The sequence below is a fragment of the Arthrobacter wenxiniae genome, from assembly GCF_013376105.1.
In the GTDB taxonomy this organism is placed as follows: Bacteria; Actinomycetota; Actinomycetes; order Actinomycetales; family Micrococcaceae; genus Specibacter; species Specibacter wenxiniae.
The window spans coordinates 81,770-98,160 of record NZ_JAAMFM010000001.1 but is presented as its reverse complement, the minus strand read 5'-3'; the positions used below and the strand labels follow the sequence as shown (position 1 = coordinate 98,160).

General features: G+C 67.8%; 14 protein-coding genes and 1 pseudogene. 10 read left to right on the top strand and 5 right to left on the bottom strand.

Annotation, left to right across the window (positions count from 1 at the left end):
* Positions 1 to 22: 22 nt before the first annotated feature.
* The 3 genes from G6034_RS00485 to G6034_RS00475 all read left to right on the top strand — a co-directional run bounded on the left by G6034_RS00485 (position 23) and on the right by G6034_RS00475 (position 3,411).
* Positions 23 to 505: a type II toxin-antitoxin system Phd/YefM family antitoxin gene (locus G6034_RS00485; RefSeq protein ID WP_176633138.1), complete on the top strand. Its 483-nt coding sequence runs from the start codon at positions 23 to 25 to the stop codon at positions 503 to 505.
* Positions 506 to 643: 138 nt separating this feature from the next.
* Positions 644 to 1,903 (top strand): uroporphyrinogen-III C-methyltransferase, encoded by a 1,260-nt coding sequence (gene cobA / locus G6034_RS00480; protein ID WP_176633137.1) that lies wholly within the window; start codon positions 644 to 646, stop codon positions 1,901 to 1,903.
* A 44-nt stretch (positions 1,904 to 1,947) separates the two neighbouring features.
* Entirely contained in the window at positions 1,948 to 3,411 is a 1,464-nt protein-coding gene (locus tag G6034_RS00475) for an FAD-dependent oxidoreductase (protein ID WP_246295183.1), read from the top strand.
* Between the two features lie 51 nt (positions 3,412 to 3,462).
* Here the strand turns inward: G6034_RS00475 and G6034_RS00470 are convergent, their stop codons facing one another.
* Positions 3,463 to 4,929, bottom strand: coding sequence for a PucR family transcriptional regulator (locus G6034_RS00470; RefSeq protein ID WP_176633135.1), 1,467 nt, complete (start codon positions 4,927 to 4,929; stop codon positions 3,463 to 3,465).
* 99 nt (positions 4,930 to 5,028) lie between these two features.
* Between G6034_RS00470 and G6034_RS00465 the strand changes: the two genes are divergently transcribed.
* From G6034_RS00465 to G6034_RS19635, 3 genes are all read left to right on the top strand, one after another.
* A complete protein-coding gene (locus G6034_RS00465) occupies positions 5,029 to 6,501 on the top strand; it encodes a gamma-aminobutyraldehyde dehydrogenase (RefSeq protein ID WP_176633134.1) in 1,473 nt (490 codons plus the stop codon).
* Positions 6,502 to 6,543: 42 nt separating this feature from the next.
* Entirely contained in the window at positions 6,544 to 7,905 is a 1,362-nt protein-coding gene (gabT, locus tag G6034_RS00460) for a 4-aminobutyrate--2-oxoglutarate transaminase (protein ID WP_176633133.1), read from the top strand.
* Positions 7,906 to 7,989: 84 nt separating this feature from the next.
* On the top strand, positions 7,990 to 9,060 hold the full coding sequence (locus G6034_RS19635) for a hypothetical protein (protein WP_246295182.1): 1,071 nt from the start codon (positions 7,990 to 7,992) through the stop codon (positions 9,058 to 9,060).
* 405 nt (positions 9,061 to 9,465) lie between these two features.
* Here the strand turns inward: G6034_RS19635 and G6034_RS20370 are convergent.
* Positions 9,466 to 9,570: pseudogene (locus G6034_RS20370) on the bottom strand (hypothetical protein); the annotation flags it as partial.
* Positions 9,571 to 9,699: 129 nt separating this feature from the next.
* On the opposite strand from G6034_RS20370, the gene G6034_RS00450 reads away from it, so the two are divergent.
* Entirely contained in the window at positions 9,700 to 10,521 is an 822-nt protein-coding gene (locus G6034_RS00450; protein ID WP_176633132.1) for a universal stress protein, read from the top strand.
* Positions 10,522 to 10,578: 57 nt separating this feature from the next.
* Here the strand turns inward: G6034_RS00450 and G6034_RS00445 are convergent, their stop codons facing one another.
* Genes G6034_RS00445 through rarD form a run of 3 tightly spaced genes read right to left on the bottom strand, consistent with a single transcriptional unit; the run spans position 10,579 to position 12,297 of the window.
* A complete protein-coding gene (locus G6034_RS00445) occupies positions 10,579 to 10,920 on the bottom strand; it encodes a hypothetical protein (RefSeq protein WP_176633131.1) in 342 nt (113 codons plus the stop codon).
* Between the two features lie 57 nt (positions 10,921 to 10,977).
* Entirely contained in the window at positions 10,978 to 11,286 is a 309-nt protein-coding gene (locus G6034_RS00440; RefSeq protein ID WP_176633130.1) for an FAD-dependent oxidoreductase, read from the bottom strand.
* A gap of 30 nt (positions 11,287 to 11,316) precedes the next feature.
* Positions 11,317 to 12,297, bottom strand: a complete 981-nt coding sequence (rarD, locus tag G6034_RS00435; RefSeq protein WP_425485429.1) for an EamA family transporter RarD — start codon at positions 12,295 to 12,297, stop codon at positions 11,317 to 11,319.
* A 250-nt stretch (positions 12,298 to 12,547) separates the two neighbouring features.
* Between rarD and G6034_RS00430 the strand changes: the two genes are divergently transcribed.
* The 3 genes from G6034_RS00430 to G6034_RS00420 all read left to right on the top strand — a co-directional run bounded on the left by G6034_RS00430 (position 12,548) and on the right by G6034_RS00420 (position 16,384).
* Entirely contained in the window at positions 12,548 to 13,963 is a 1,416-nt protein-coding gene (locus G6034_RS00430) for an FAD-dependent oxidoreductase (RefSeq protein ID WP_176633128.1), read from the top strand.
* A gap of 130 nt (positions 13,964 to 14,093) precedes the next feature.
* The gene (locus G6034_RS00425) at positions 14,094 to 15,605 is read left to right on the top strand and encodes an amino acid permease (protein WP_176633127.1); all 1,512 of its coding nucleotides are present in this window, start codon (positions 14,094 to 14,096) and stop codon (positions 15,603 to 15,605) included.
* 14 nt (positions 15,606 to 15,619) lie between these two features.
* The gene (locus G6034_RS00420) at positions 15,620 to 16,384 is read left to right on the top strand and encodes an oxygenase MpaB family protein (RefSeq protein WP_343037884.1); all 765 of its coding nucleotides are present in this window, start codon (positions 15,620 to 15,622) and stop codon (positions 16,382 to 16,384) included.
* Positions 16,385 to 16,391: the final 7 nt, after the last annotated feature.

Genomic DNA, 16,391 nt, shown 5'->3' with positions numbered 1-16,391 from the left:
ACCTGCGAGCTATAAAAGCGCCATGACAACGGAAATACGCAAATCCGAGTTGCGTCATGACAACGCAGTGGTCATGCGCCGGGTCGCCGCCGGCGAGTCCTTCGTCGTGACGGTCAATGGGCGGCCTGTCGCTGATGTCGCACCGCATCAGCGGGACGCCGGCAAACGCCGGTTTGTGTCCACCGCCGCTGCGGCCGCGGCATTGACCGCCACCCCAATTTCCCAACCGGATGACGGCAATGGCGGCACGACCTCCGCGAGGGCGCAGACAACCCGGAAGACCCCTCGGAGCGTCAGGCCCGACGGCGATGAGCAGCGAGCCGCGCCGTGCCCTTCTGGACACGTCGGCGCTGAGCGACCCCCGCCGGTGCAGCAGGTCAGCCGGCACGCCGACGGGCTTGCGGTGTCGGTGACCGCCATTGCGGAGTTGCAATATGGTCTCACCGCCGCGACCGACCCACTGGAACAAGCTGTGACCGTCATTGGGCCGCCTGACCACCATTGACCGGCGCTTCCCCGGGTGGTCGGGCACGTCCGGATCGGGGCAGGCTCGATCACGCGCAATGTGTCCCCGCGTGACGCCACGTGAACGGGTGTAACGCACGCCTTGAACCGCGTTATTTCCAGTCCCTAAGGTCAATCCATGGCAATTGTCGATCTTTTCCCAACCTCGCTGCGGCTCCTCGGCCGCCCCGCCCTCGTGGTGGGCGGCGGCCCCGTTGCCGCGCGCCGCGCCAAGGCCCTGCTCGACGCCGGGGCCCGGGTCACGCTGGTGGCCCCCGTCCTCAGCGACGCAGCCCGGGAACTCACGGACTTCCTGAGCTGGGAGGCGCGCGGGTACCGCGGCACCGACATGGACCATGCCTGGTTTGCGGTTGCCGCCAGCGGCAACCCCGCCGTCGACGCCCGCGTGGCGGCCGACGCCGAAGCCCAGCGCGTCTGGTGCGTCAACCACTCCCACGCGGACGACTCCGCCGCCTGGACACCCGCCGTCGCCACGGTCGAGGACGTCAAGGTGGCCGTCAACGCCGGGGGAGACCCGCTGCGTGCCGTGGCCATTCGCAACGCCATCAAGTCGTCGCTGGAGACCGGGGAGCTGCCGCTCGGGAGATTCCGCCGGGACTTGGACAAGCTCGATCACCGGGGCTCAGTGGCCCTGGTCGGCGGCGGGCCCGGGGCGGCGGACCTCATCACGGTCCGCGGCCGCCGGCTGCTGGCCGAGGCCGACGTCGTCGTGGCGGACAGGCTGGGCCCGCGGGGACTCCTGGCGGACCTGGGCGGGCACGTGAAGGTCATCGAGGTCGGCAAGACGCCCGGCCACCACCCGGTACCGCAAACGGAAATCAACGCGATCCTGGTCAGGGAAGCCCAAAAGGGCAACCGGGTCGTCCGGCTCAAGGGCGGGGACCCCTATGTGCTGGGCCGCGGCGGCGAGGAGGCCATCGCCTGCCGCGAGAACGGCGTGGACGTGGAGGTGGTCCCCGGCGTCACCAGCGCGGTCAGTGTCCCGGCCGCCGCCGGCATCCCGGTCACGCACCGCGGCCTGGCCAAGGCGTTCACCATGGTCAGCGGCCACGAGGAGCTGGACAACGTCCCCGCCGGCAGCGACCACACGGTCGTCCTGCTCATGGGCGTCGGCACCCTGAACCGCTCCATCCCGACCCTGCAGGCGGCGGGACGCGGACCGGACTGCCCCGTGGCCATCATCGAGAACGGCTTCGCCAAGAACCAGCGTGTCACCATTGGCACGCTGGGCACCATCGTGGCCCAGGCCCAGGCGGGCCGGGTGCGCAACCCGGCCGTCGTCGTCGTCGGCGACGTGGTGCGGGTCAGCCCGCTGGCCCCGGCCGAGCTGGCCACCGCCCACTACGGCACGCGCGAAACTTTCAGCGCACTCTCCTAGACTTGACCCCAGGCCCTTCCTGATTGACAGAAATGAGCACAGCCTTGCCTTCAACCACACCCTCGACAACAGCCGGGGATGCCCGCGGCACCGCCGGGCGCCCGCTGCGCATTGCCGTCATCGGATCCGGCCCGGCAGGCGTCTACGCCGCGGACATGCTGACCAAGAGCCAGGACGTGCAGGACGGGCTGGTCCTGGCCATTGACCTCTTTGACCGCTACCCCGCCCCGTACGGGCTGATCCGCTACGGAGTGGCCCCGGACCACCCCCGCATCAAGGGCATCGTCAACGCCCTCCACAAGGTGCTGGACCGCGGGGACATCCGCTTCTTCGGCAACGTGGACTACGGCACGGACCTCTCCCTGGCGGACCTCCAAACACACTACGACGCCGTGATCTTCGCCACGGGCGCCATCAAGGACGCGGACCTGAACATCCCCGGCATCGAGCTGGAGGGCTCGTTTGGCGGCGCCGACTTTGTCTCCTGGTACGACGGCCACCCGGACGTCCCCCGCGAATGGCCGCTGACCGCCAAGGAGGTCGCCGTGATCGGCAACGGCAACGTGGCCCTGGACGTGGCCCGCGTGCTCTCCAAGCACGCCGACGACCTCCTGGTCACCGAAATCCCGGACAACGTCTACCAGGGCCTGAAGGCCTCGCCGGTGACGGACGTGCACATCTTCGGCCGCCGCGGCCCCGCCCAGGTCAAGTTCACGCCCATGGAGCTGCGGGAGCTTTCCCACTCCCGCGACGTGGACATCGTCCTGTACGAGGAGGACTTTGACTTCGACGAGGCCTCCGACGTCGCGGTGAAGACCAACAACCAGGTCAAGACCATGGTGAACACGCTGACCAACTGGCTCGTGGAGCAGGACGACGACGCCGCGGACCCCGCCACAGGGGCCTCGCGCCGCCTGCACCTGCACTTCCTGCACAACCCGGTGGAAATCACCGGCGAGGACGGCCAGGTCACGGGCATCACGTTTGAGCGCAACGAGCTCGACGGCACGGGGAACGTCCGGGGCACGGGCGAGTTTGTGGAGTACCCGGTCCAGGCCGTCTACCGCTCCGTGGGGTACTTTGGCTCCGCCCTCCCCGACGTGGAGTTTGACCACCGCCGCGGCGTTGTGGTGAACGACGGCGGCCGTGTCCTCAGCGCCGACGGCACCCAGGTGCCGGGCATCTATGCGACGGGGTGGATCAAGCGCGGGCCCGTGGGGCTGATCGGCAGCACCAAGGGCGACGCCCTGGAAACCGTCACGCACCTGCTGGCCGACCGCGCGGGGCTGCCGGCCGCCGCCGTGGTTGAATCCGACGCCATCACCGAACTGCTCGGGGACCGCGGCGTGGAGTACACCACCTGGGAAGGCTGGCACGAGCTCGATGCCCACGAAAAGGCGCTCGGTGCCGAAGCGTCCGCCAACGGCCCCGTCCAGCGCGAACGCGTGAAGGTGGTTTCGCGCGAAGGGATGGTCAACGCCTCCCGCGGGGCTGCCGTCCTGGGCTAGCACTCCGCCGTCCGCAGCCGGGGGGCAGGCCGGCGGTGACAGCCGGCGGGGTCAGGCCGGCGGTGACAGCCGGCGCACCGCCAGGGCCAGCCACAGCTGGACCCGGTCCGGCGTCAGGGCCGGGTCGTAGCCGGTCAGTTCCGCAATCTGGGTCAGCCGGTACCGGACGGTGTTCCGGTGCAGGGTGAGGGCGTCGGCCACCGCGGCCACGGAGCCGTTGAGCCGCAGGTACGTCTCGAGCGTGTCCACCAGTTCGGCGCCGTGTGCGGTGTCGAAGGCAACCAGCGGACCCAGGGCCTCGTCCGCCATGGCCGCCATGGGCACGTCACCGCTGGCCAGGAGCAGGGAAGTAAGGCTCAGCCGCTCGGGGACGTTGACATCCAGCCCCCGGGTGGCGGCCTCCCTCGCCTCGAAATAGCTCCACCGCAGGCCGTTGGCCTGCGAGTACGTGCCGCCGATCCCCACGGGCTCGTTAATGCCGACGTCGTTCATCTGCCGGCTCAGCGCGCGGCCCAGCGCCGCGGGATCGCCGAGCTGCGAGGGAACAATGAGCAGCAGTTCATTGTGCTCGTCCGCCTTGATGACGGCAGCCACTGCGGCTTCCAGTCCAGGGGGCAAGGCCATGGATGACAGCGTGGAAAAACTGTCCTGCCGCCCCCGGACCAGCAGCACAAAGTACTTTGACGCCGGGTTGAGCCCCAGGCTCTCGATCCTGGCGGCGGCGTCGGCGGCCTCGAGCGTGCCGCGGACAATGTCCGTCAGGACCTGCCCGGCGATCTGGCGGGCCGTGTGCCGGCGCTGCACCAAGTTGTTCAGTTCAATGCTGATCAATCCGCGCGCGTAGTCCACAATGCCATCGTCGTTGAACGGCTTGCGCAGCCACAGCGTGCTCGCGTCCCGCTTGCCGGTGGAGAGCGCCACGGCGTGCCAGCCGTCGTCGGCCGGGCCGGGCCGGGCGTGCGCCGAAGCCGGCGGGGACGTTGAAAAAATCTCGCTGCCGTACTGGGTGATGGACAGTTCCGAGCCCACCATGCCTGCCAGCTTGCGCAACAGCGCCGGGAGCCCGGCACCAGTCAGCAGCGCCCGGGCCAGCACCTGGTGTTCGCGCAGCAGCCGTTCCAGCTTGGTGTAGTGGTCCGCGGACCGGGCCTCGGCCACGAGCTTGCCGATGGCGATGAACGGGGTGACATAGGGGACTTCCACCACGGGCACGCCCCAGCGGTTGGCCTCGGCAATGAGTGCCTGGGGAACGGCGTCGTGCTCAAAGCCAATCCCAAAGCCAATTCCGACGGCGCCCGCCCGCCTGATCTGGCGGACAAAGGAACGCTGGGCGTCGGCCGTGCCTTGCCGGGCGCCCGTGGTGAGCACCAGCTCGCCGCCGCTGAGGAACGCCTGGGGGTTCTCCAGCTCGGTGACGGCCACCCAGTCAATGGGCGCCGTCAGGGGCGTGCGCGATGAACCCATGTTTTTCAGGCGCAGGGCAGGGACAGCCATGAGGTCAGCCAAGGATAGTGCCATGCATCAACTATACAAACGCACTACCGGGTGTGCTCCCGGTGGTGCAAACGGCCATTCGTCGAAGCGGTGTCGGGGGCTTAGGCTCAGATGAGGCGGCACATGAAGGCCGCGTCACACACCGAGCTAAAGAGGTTGAACACCGTGGTCCAAACCTTGCAGAATTTCATCAACGGCGAATTTGTGCCCGTCACGGGGACGGAATCCTTGGACATCGTCAACCCCGCCACCGGAGACATTGTGGCCAAGGCGCCGATTTCCAGCCAGGCCGATGTTGACGCAGCCATGGCCGCCGCGGCCGCCGCCTTCAAGACGTGGCGGCACTCCACCCCAGGCCAACGCCAGGCCGTGCTCCTTAAGGTGGCTGACGCCATTGAGGCCCGCAGCGATGAAATTGTTGAGGCACAGCACCGCAACACCGGCCAGGTCAGGCAAATGATCGCGGATGAGGAAGTGGCGGCAGGCGCCGACCAGTTCCGCTTCTTCGCCGGTGCGGCGCGCCTGCTCGAGGGCCGCTCCGCGGGCGAGTACATGGAAAACTTCACCTCCTACGTCCGCCGCGAGCCCGTCGGCGTGGTGGCACAGGTGACGCCGTGGAACTACCCGTTCCTGATGCTGGTCTGGAAGATCGGCCCCGCCCTCGCCGCCGGCAACACCATTGTCCTCAAGCCCAGTGACACAACGCCGGAAAGCACCCTGGTGTTTGCCGACATCGCCAAGGACATCCTGCCCGCGGGCGTGCTGAACATTGTGCTGGGCAACGGTGCCACGGGCGCCGCCATGGTGGACCACAAGACCCCGGCCATGGTGTCCATCACCGGCTCCGTCCGGGCCGGCATTGCCGTGGCCGGCGGCGCGGCCAAGGGCCTCAAGCGTGCCCACCTGGAGCTGGGCGGCAAGGCCCCCGCCATCGTCTTTGCCGATGCCAACCTCGGCAGGACGGCGCAGGAAATCGCGGAGTTCTCGTTCTTCAACGCCGGCCAGGACTGCACGGCCATCACCCGCGTGCTGGTGGAGGAGTCGGCGCACGACGACTTTGTCTCACTGCTGGCCACGGCGTCCAAGGGCCTGGAGACAGGCAACGCCGACGACTCCAAGAACTACTACGGACCGCTGAACAACATCAACCACTTCAACGAGGTGGTCAAGGTGGTGGAGAACATCCCCGACTACGCCACGGTGGTCACCGGCGGCAAGCGCGTTGGCGAGAAGGGCTTCTTCTTCGAGCCGACAGTGGTGGACGGCGTCAAGCAGACTGACGACATCGTGCAGAAGGAAACCTTCGGCCCGGTCATCACCGTCCAGACCTTCAAGACCGAGGAGGAAGCGGTGGAGCTGGCCAACGACGTCGAATATGCGCTCGCGTCCAGCGTGTGGACGTCCAACCATGGCGTGGCCATGCGCGTCTCCCGCGACCTGGACTTTGGCGCCGTCTGGATCAACACCCACATCATGCTCACGGCCGAGATGCCGCACGGCGGGTTCAAGCAGTCGGGCTACGGCAAGGACCTCTCGATCTACGGGGTCGAGGACTACACCCGCATCAAGCACGTCATGAGCAACCTGGACGCGTAGGCGCCCCCACCCATTTGCACTTCCATTGTGAAAGGTCATTCCATGTCTGAAATCCACTACCGGCTCGAGCAGAAGCGCCACCTCAGCGGTTCCTTCCCCGGACCAAAGTCCGCAGCCCTGGACGCCCGCCGCAAGGCCGTCGTGGCCGGCGGCGTCGCCTCCAGCGTTCCCGTCTACGTGGCCGACGCCGACGGCGGCATCATCACCGACGTTGACGGCAACTCCTTCATCGACCTTGGCTCGGGCATCGCCGTGACCACCGTGGGCGCCTCGGATGAGAACGTGGTCGACGCCGTCCGCGAGCAGGTGGGCCACTTCACGCACACCTGCTTCATGGTCACCCCGTACGAAAGCTATGTGGCCGTCGCCGAGGAGCTTAACGCCCTGACCCCCGGCACGCACGAGAAGCGCACCGTGCTGTTCAACTCCGGCGCCGAGGCCGTGGAAAACGCCGTCAAGGTCGCCCGCCTGGCCACGGGCCGCGACGCCATCGTCGCCTTCGACCACGCCTACCACGGCCGCACCAACCTGACCATGGCGCTGACCGCCAAGGCCATGCCGTACAAGACGAACTTCGGCCCGTTCGCGCCGGAAATCTACCGCGTGCCCATGAGCTACCCGTACCGTGAAGAATCCGACATCAAGGGCGAAGAGGCAGCACGCCGCGCCATCACCATGATCGAAAAGCAGATCGGAGCGGACTCCGTGGCCGGCCTCCTGATCGAGCCGATCCAGGGCGAAGGCGGGTTCATCGTCCCCGCGGACGGCTTCCTGCCGACCCTCGCCGCCTGGGCCAAGGAAAACGGCGTCGTCTTCATCGCCGATGAGGTCCAGTCCGGATTCTGCCGCACCGGCGAGTGGTTTGCCTCCCAGCACGAGGGCGTTGTGCCGGACATCATCACCATGGCCAAGGGGATCGGCGGCGGGCTGCCGCTTTCGGCCATCACGGGCCGCGCCGACCTCATGGATGCCGTGCACCCCGGCGGCCTCGGCGGCACCTACGGCGGCAACCCGGTGGCCTGCGCCGCGTCGCTGGCGGCCATCAAGACCATGAAGGACCACGACCTCAACGGCCGCGCGCAGAACATCGAAAAGACCGTCACTGCACGCCTCACCGCGCTCGTGGAGGAACTTGGCGAGGCCGGCATCATCGGCGAAATCCGCGGCCGCGGCGCCATGATGGCCATCGAACTGGTCAAGCCGGGCACCGCCCACACCACGAAGGAAGTGAACCCGGAGGCCGCCAAGGCGATCGCCGCGGCGTGCCTGCAGGCCGGGGTCATCATCCTCACCTGCGGGACGTACGGCAACGTCATCCGGCTGCTCCCCCCGCTTGTCATCAGCGACGAGCTGCTGAACGACGGGTTGGACGTGCTGGCCGCCGCCGTGCGCAAGGCGGCCTGACCCCGCCGGGGTGCCGTTCCCGTCTTCCGCTGGATAAACTTGGGGGATCAGCGGCTTGGCGGGGGTCACAACATGGGAGCCGACATGGACAGCGGCTTTGACGAACGATATCCGGCAATCTTCCAGCCCGGGGGCGAGGGGCTGCCGCGGGCCTTCGCGGGGCCCGCGGAATCCGGGCCACCGGACACTGGGCCGGCAGAATTTGCGACCGCGGAACTGCCGCAGCCGCAACAGCCGTCCGTGGACCGGCCGGCCGGCGCCCTCCCGGCCGGGGACCAGTCGGTGGACCCGGCGGTGGAGTCCGGCGCCGGGGACGAGCCCCAGGACGCGGCCGGGACGGGGCATGCCGTCCCGGGTCCCGTGCCGTGGACCGCGCGGACGTGGGTTCTTGGCCTCGGGACCGGCATGGCGACGATCGTGCTCGGGGTGCTTTGCCTGTTGCCCAAAAAAGCGCCCGCCCTTGACCCCGCAACCGCCAGCTACGTGCTCGTGACGCTGTTCTTTCCCCTGACCGACAAGGTCGTGGCGCTGGGTCCCGTCATCATCATTGCGGGGATGTGCCTGCTGGTGGCCATGTTCCTCACGGGGGCGCCCCGCCACCCGCGGGCCTCTCCCTGGCTGCGGGGCGGTGCCGCCCTGGTGGCGGCGGCAGCCATGGCGGCGGCTGGACTTTCGCTCTTCGCGGTCACGCTGCGTCCTGACATCCTGCTGTCCATGTTTGGCTCCCCAGAAGGCTCATCCGTCAGTTACCCCTGGTTTCAGCTGACCACCATTGCCACCATGCCCCTGGCCCTGTTTGGGTTGTTTGCCGGTTCCGCCGTGGCAATCGTCAGGCCCGCTGTTGACGGGAGGAATTCGCTGTCGACGGCGCGCGCCGTTGCCACGGGCGCCGTCTTGCTGGCGGGCGCCGCGGTGTCTTTTTATGCGCCGCAGATATTCACCGGCTCGATGGCGTCCGGTACCTTCGGGAGCGGCGAAGACGGTGTCCCGCTGACTCCGTGGCCGGTAACGCTGATCCAGCTGGGGCCGTACCTGCTTTTGGTGGGACTGGCGGCGTTGCTGCTGGCGATCTACCTCCGGCTGACGACGGTGCCCGTCGAAACCGGCGCCGGTCCGGATGAGGCTCGTGGCGAGGGTCCCGTCGACGTCAGTTGACCGCCCCTGCGGCGGGGGGCCGTGACGAACTCGGTGGGCAGGCCGAGGTGCTGCTCCAGGGGACGGAAGGTGCTGACAGCTGCGACAGCCACGCCGGAGACGGCGGCCCCGCCGAGCAACACGGCCAGCCGGTTGGCGGCCTCCCGCCGCATCCGCTGCGAGCCGATCCGGAGGACGTCCGGCGGCGCTTGGTTGACGGGCGAATTGGGCCGGCGCTTGGGTCACCGCCACACCGACGCTCCGGGAATTCGGGCCGGCGCTGACGCCGGCTCCGGACATCCGCACGATGCTGCCGCCCAGGAAAGGTTGCACGCAACCCCGTGCAACCCCTGAGCAGGATTCGCCGCTGCCTGGGTAGTCCAAGGCGCTGCGCTCGTCGTCCATCTGCACCCGTTTGGAGCCCATGGCGCCGTGGACGGCGTGCGCGCCCACGCCGGCCTGCCGGTAGATGTATCCGCCCTGGTGGCTCTGGACGCGGCCGCGTGAAATCAGCGCGCGGTGCTCGCCCTTGACGGGATCGCCGCATCACCTGCCGTGTCCCTATCGGCGCGGCGGCCGGCGGCTGTACAGTCAGTGCTGTGAACGCCGCGGCGTCCGCGGAATGTTCGCACGCGGGCGGCCCATCGAAAGGTTGATTGCATGAAATATGTCGTTGGATACAGACCGGACGAGCGTGGCGCCGATGCCATTGCGCTGGCGGGGGTCATCGCCAAGACGCAGGGCGCAGGACTCCACCTGGTGAACGTGGTGCACGGCGGCAGGGAGGCCGATCCTTCCGAGGAAAAGGCGGCACTGGCCCTGGTGCCCGACGGCGTCGCCGCCACGTACTCAACTCGCACCGCCGATTCGTTTGTCCACGGGCTGATCGACGCGGCCAAGGAGGACAATGCGGCGCTGATCGTGGTCGGGGCCGCCAGCAACGGACTCTTCAAGCGGTTCACGGTCGGCTCCGTGGCCAACGGGTTGCTGCACGCATCCCCCGTCCCCGTGGCACTGGCGCCGCGTGGCTACAACCGCCGGGAGCCGCTGACCCGGCTGACAGTCATGACCGGTGTCCGTGAGGGCTGGCAGGCCGTGCTCGACGTCGGCATCGCCGCAGCCGGGCGGCGAAACGTTCCGCTGCGCCTGGTGTCCCTGGTCGAAATCGACCAGCTGGAACAGGACGACTTTGATCTTGACCATGCGCTCAGCCCCGCCCGGCAACACGTAAACACCGTGTTGGCGGAGGCCGCCTCCAAGCTCCCCGAGGGCAAGGTCGCCGTAACCCTGGCGCACGGTCGCAACATTGAGGAAGCCGTGGACGGGATCGGCTGGAAGTCGGGGGAACTGGTGGTGGTCGGTTCCAGCCGCCTGGCCGAAAACCACAAGATCTTCCTCGGGTCCACGGCGAACAAGATCCTGCGCGCCCTGCCGGTTCCCATGGTGGTGGTGCCGCGCGACCTCGTGCGGCAGGGGATCTAAGTGTGCCGTTGGTTGAGCCTGTCGAAGCCTGGATCCCGACAGGCTCGACCACCGGTTCTACGGCGCCAGAAACGCGTCGCTGAAGAGTAGCTGGAGGCCCTCGGCCATGGTCGGGTGCGTGATGACCGCGTCGCGCAGCTGCTGGTAGGGGACGTCGCCCAGCATCGCCATGTGGATCACGGCGATCACTTCGCTGGACCCGCGGCCGTGAAGGGCCGCGCCCAGGATCCTGTCGGTGCCGCGCTCCACCACGGCCTTCCAGGCCCCGTCAAGCTGGCCCACGGTGCGGGCGCGCGGAATGGCGGAGACCGGCATGGTGGCGATCCTGATGCCGTACCCGGCGTGCAGGGCTTCGGTTTCGCTCAGCCCCACCCTGCCCAGCTCCGGCGTGGTGAACACACAGTAGGGGATCAGCCTGTCCTTGGTGGCTCCACGAGCCGCCGGCGAGGCTGGCCTTCAGTATCCGGTAGTCGTTCCACGACCCACAATGACAATGCTGGCAGGCAGCGATTCCAGGGCCAGGATGGAGGTGCTGGTCAACGGCTCGGCTGTGCGCAAGCCGGGGATGTCGGGCACGAACGGGACCATCCCGGTGTTAATCACCACATTGGTGCCGGACAGCGTGCGGTGCGTGCCGGCGTCGTCCGTCACCTCCACCGTGCGCGGGCCCACAAAGCAGGCCTCGCCAATGACCAGGTCCATGGCCAGCGACTTCCCGGCCTTGCCCCCGCCTACAATCAGCAGGTCAAAAGCCTCAACGGACATGCACGCACCTTTCGCCTGCGACGACGGGCTTCAGGCGCCCGCCCGGCGCAGTCGTGCGGTGTGCCGGTAGTGGACCAGGGAGTCCGCCGTCAAGATCACCAGTGCCAGCCACACTATGCCAAAGCCAATCCAGCGGTCGAGCCCCATGTGTTCACCCAGGAGCGTAGTGGCCACGACGAACTGCAGCAGCGGCGCCACGTACTGGAGCAGGCCAATGGTGGTCATGGGCAGGCGCCGGGCGGAGGCGCCGAAGAACAGCAGGGGGACGGCCGTGACAACGCCGGAGGCGGCCATGAGCCAGAAGTGGCCGGCGCCCAGGCCGGTCAGCGTGGCCTGCCCCAGCACGGCCAGGACCACCATGGTGGCGATGGCGAACGGCGCCAGCACGGCCGTCTCCACGCTCAGGCTGGTGAGCGCGTCCACCCTGCCGCCCACCCGGTTCTTCACGAACCCGTAGAGGCCGAAGCTGAACGCCAGGACCAGTGCGATCCACGGCAGCTTCCCGTAGCTGATGGTCAGGACCACGACGGCCGCGAACCCCACGCCGACCGCCACCCATTGGAGGGGACGCAGTTTTTCCTTCAGGACGATCACGCCCAGGAGCACGGAGACCAGCGGGTTGATGAAGTAGCCCAGCGAGGCCTCGATCGCATTGCCGTGCGTCACGGCAAACACGTAGGTCAGCCAGTTGATGACGATCAGGACGCCGGCCACGCCGAGCGTGCCGAGGATGCGCGGGTTCCGCACGGCCGCGCCGATCTTCGCCCAGCCGCGCGTGAGGGTGATGACCAGGGCGCAAAAGACCACCGACCAGACCACCCGGTTGGCGACGATTTCCAGGCTGCCGGCCGGCATGAGCCAAATGAAGTAAAGCGGAAGCAGGCCCCACAGTCCGTAGGCGCCAATGCCAAAGAGCATGCCGGTTGCCGTCTCGCTCCGGACGGGCTTGATGCGGGCCGTGGACGTGGTTTTCGCTGGCGTGGTCGCTGTGGAGGGTTTGCTGATCGGCACAAGGCCTACAACAGCACGGAAGGGGACATTATTCCATGGCCACCCGGGGTGCGACTGGACTGGGATTGGCAGGAACATGCGGGCATCCGCCCGAATCCAGGGGTGGCTGAGGGGTTGATCACGTTCGCCGGGCGCCCCTTACCGGCACCGGTCCCGGACACCTAGACTGGGAAAGCAGCGTCCGCGTGGCGTTCCCGCCGCGGTCCGGTGACCCCTGGTGCCGCGGACCACAGTTCGGAAGGACTCATCCTTGTCTAACTCGACAACCGCCCGCCCGTTCCGCGTCGCCATTGTTGGCTCCGGACCGGCCGGTGTCTATGCCGCGGACATCCTGACCAAGTCGCAGGAAGTGGCCGGCGGGGACGTCGAAGTCAGCATTGACATTTTCGAGTCGCACCCCGCACCCTACGGCCTGATCCGCTACGGGGTCGCGCCGGACCACCCCCGCATCAAGGGCATCGTCAACGCCCTCCACAAGGTGCTGGACCGCGGGGACATCCGCTTCTTCGGCAATGTCACGTACGGACGGGACCTTTCACTGCGCGACATCCGCTCCTTTTACGACGCCGTCATTTTCGCCACGGGCGCCATCAAGGACGCGGACCTGAACATCCCCGGCATCGAGCTGGAGGGCTCGTTTGGCGGCGCCGACTTTGTCTCCTGGTACGACGGCCACCCGGACGTCCCCCGCGAATGGCCGCTGACCGCCAAGGAGGTCGCCGTGATCGGCAACGGCAACGTGGCCCTGGACGTGGCCCGCGTGCTCTCCAAGCACGCCGATGACCTCCTGGTCACCGAAATCCCGGACAACGTCTACCAGGGCCTGAAGGCCTCGCCGGTCACGGACGTGCACATCTTCGGCCGCCGCGGCCCCGCCCAGGTGAAGTTCACCCCGCTGGAGCTGCGGGAGCTTTCCCACTCCCGCGACGTGGACATCGTGCTCTATGAGGAGGACTTCGACTTTGACGAAGCCTCCGACGAGGCCATCCGCACCAACAACCAGGTCAAGACGATCGTGAAGACCTTCACCAACTGGCTGGCCGAGGAACACGACGAAAGCCGCGTGCCGGCGTCGCGCCGCCTGCACCTGCACTTCCTGCACACGCCGGTGGAAATCCTGGGCACCGACGGCAAGGTTTCCGGCATCAGGTTTGAGCGCAACGAGCTCGACGGCACCGGCAACGCCCGGGGCACGGGCGAGTTTGTGGAGTACCCCGTCCAGGCCGTCTACCGGGCCGTGGGCTACTTTGGCTCCGAGCTTCCAGAGGTGGGCTTCGATTCGGCGCGCGGGGTGGTCCCGAACGACGGCGGCCGCGTCCTCGGGCACGACGGCGCCCCCGTGCCCGGCCTGTATGCAACGGGGTGGATCAAGCGCGGGCCCGTGGGGCTGATCGGGAGCACCAAGGGCGACGCCCTGGAAACCATCGGCTGCCTGCTGGAGGACCGGGCCAGCCTGCCCGTGGCGGTGCATCCGGACGAAAACGCCATTGTGGAACTGCTTGAATCCCGGGGCGTGGAGTACACCACCTGGGACGGCTGGATCAAGCTTGACGCCCACGAACAACGCCTGGGCGCCACGTTTGTTCCCGAGTCCGGGATCGAGGTGGTCCGCGAGCGCGTCAAGGTGGTGGACCGCGAACAAATGGTCAACATTTCCAAGAAATAACGCCGCCGCTTCCGTCGCCCCCGCCTGGCCCGTCTCAAATAGTGAGAAATGATATCCGGAATTCCGCTGATCTGGTAGGGCTTCGGTAAAGTCAAATGGTTGAAAATACCTGAAGATTAAGCGACCTGTGATGAACCTGTTCCGAACCAAATCCATTGAGCTCTCCCTGGCCGACGCCGGCGAGCCCGGGCGCACCCTGAAGCGGAGCCTGAGCAGCTGGGACCTGATGATCATGGGCGTTGCCGTGGCCGTCGGTGCCGGCATCTTCTCCGTCGGCGCCAAGGCCGCCGCCAGCTATGCCGGCCCGGCCGTCACCATCTCCTTTGTCCTGGCCGCGGTCACCTGCGCGCTGGCCGTCATGTGCTACGCCGAGTTTGCCACCGCCATCCCCGTCACGGGCAGTGCATATGTGTTCACCTACGCCACCATGGGCGAGTTGCTGGCCTGGATCATCGGCTGGAACCTGATTCTGGAGCTGCTGATGGCCGCCTCCGTCATCGCCAAGTACTGGGGCGTCTACCTGAGCAACTTCCTCGAAGCCGTCCACATCGACATTCCGTCCAACTTCTCGCTGCTCGGCGTCACGGTGTATTGGGGCCCGCTGGTGGTGGTGGCCGCCTTTACCGTTGTCCTGGTGCTGGGGACCAAGCTGTCCGCACGGATCAACAACGTGTTCACGATGATCAAGATCGCCATTGTGCTGTTCGTGATCGTCGTGGGATTCTTCTACGTCAGGGCCGCAAACTTCGCCCCTTTCGTCCCGTCATCCAAGCCGGCGCCGGTCACGGACACCTCGTGGGCCACCCAGCCGTTTCTCTCCTTCCTCACCGGCGCCACCCCGGCCATGTACGGCTTCACCGGCATCATCTCCGGCGCCGCCCTCGTGTTCTTTGCATTCATCGGGTTCGACGTCGTCGCCACCAGTGCCGAGGAAGTGAAGGACCCGGCCAAGACGCTGCCGCGCGGGATCTTTGCCGGCCTGGCCGTCGTGACGGTCCTGTACATCCTGGTCACCCTGGTGGTCACCGGGATGGTGTCCTACAAGGACCTGGCCGCGCAGGCCGAGCCGTCGCTGGCCACCGCCTTCCACCTGGTGGGGGCCGACTGGGCCGTGGTGATCATCTCCCTGGGCTCGCTGATCGGGCTCACCACCGTCATCATGGTCCTGCTCATGGGCCTGGCCCGCGTCACCATGGCCATGAGCCGCGACGGCATGCTGCCGCGCGCCCTCAGCCGCACCTCCGACAAGCACGCCACCCCGGCCCGCACCCAGATCATGTGCGGCGCCGTGGTCGCCGTGTTGGCAGGATTCACGCCGGTGGAACTGCTCAGCGAGATGATCAACATTGGCACGCTCAGTGCGTTCGTCATGGTCAGCGTCGGCATCCTGGTGCTCCGGCACAAGCGCCCGGACCTCAAGCCGTCCTTCCGCGTGCCGTTCGGCCCCGTGCTGCCCATTGTGTCCGCCGTGCTGTGCATCTACCTGATGTTCAACCTGGCCACCGTCACCTGGGTCTTCTTTGCCGTCTGGGTGGCCCTCGGGCTTGTCTTTTACTTCTCCTACGGCCACTGGAATTCGCGCCTGCGCCGGGAAGCGGCCGAAGGGCTTGCTCCCGCCGTGCCCGCAGGGCTGCGCGGCTAGCCATGCGCCGGCCGGTGGCAGGGATCGCGGGCTTCGCGCCGGAGTCCGTGCTGCTGGCCAGCGCGGGCCGGGCGATCCTGCTCCAGCTGGCCAACCCCGCCGTCGGCCACGGCGTGGCCAGGCATTCCAATTTTGCCGCCGACCCGCTCAGCCGTCTCCACGCCACCCTGGGCTACGTCTACGCGCTGAGCAACGGCACCCCCGAGCAGCAGCGACTGGTCGCCGCCAGGGTCCAGCGCGCGCACCGGCCGGTCAGGGGTGTGGCCGGACCCGGGCGCCCCGCCTACGACGCCGGCGACCCCGCGCTCCAGCTGTGGGTGGCCGCCACCCTGTATGCATCCGCCATCCAGGTGTACGACGCCGTGTTCCCGGCCCTTGCCCCGGACGCCGCCGACGCCGTGTACCGGGACTACGCCGTGCTGGGCACGGCCCTGGGCATGCCCGCCGCCTTGTGGCCGGCAACCCGCGCAGATTTCACCGCCTACTGGGAGCGCAGCCTCGGTGGACTGGCCGTGGACGCCACCATCCACGAGGTGGCCCGCGAACTGCTGGCGGCCCGGCATGCCCCGCTGTGGATCAAGGCGGCCATGCCGCTGGTCCGCCTTCTGACAGTGGGCCTGCTTCCCCCTTCTGTGCGGGAGCTGTATGAATTCACGTGGTCCAGGCGCCAGGAGCGCCTGCTGCGGGGATTCTTCGGGACGGCTGGCGTCCTGGTCCGCATCACCCCTGCCCGGATCCGCCAGGCCCCGATGCATTACTACCTGAAGCGGGTGCGCTGACACCAGC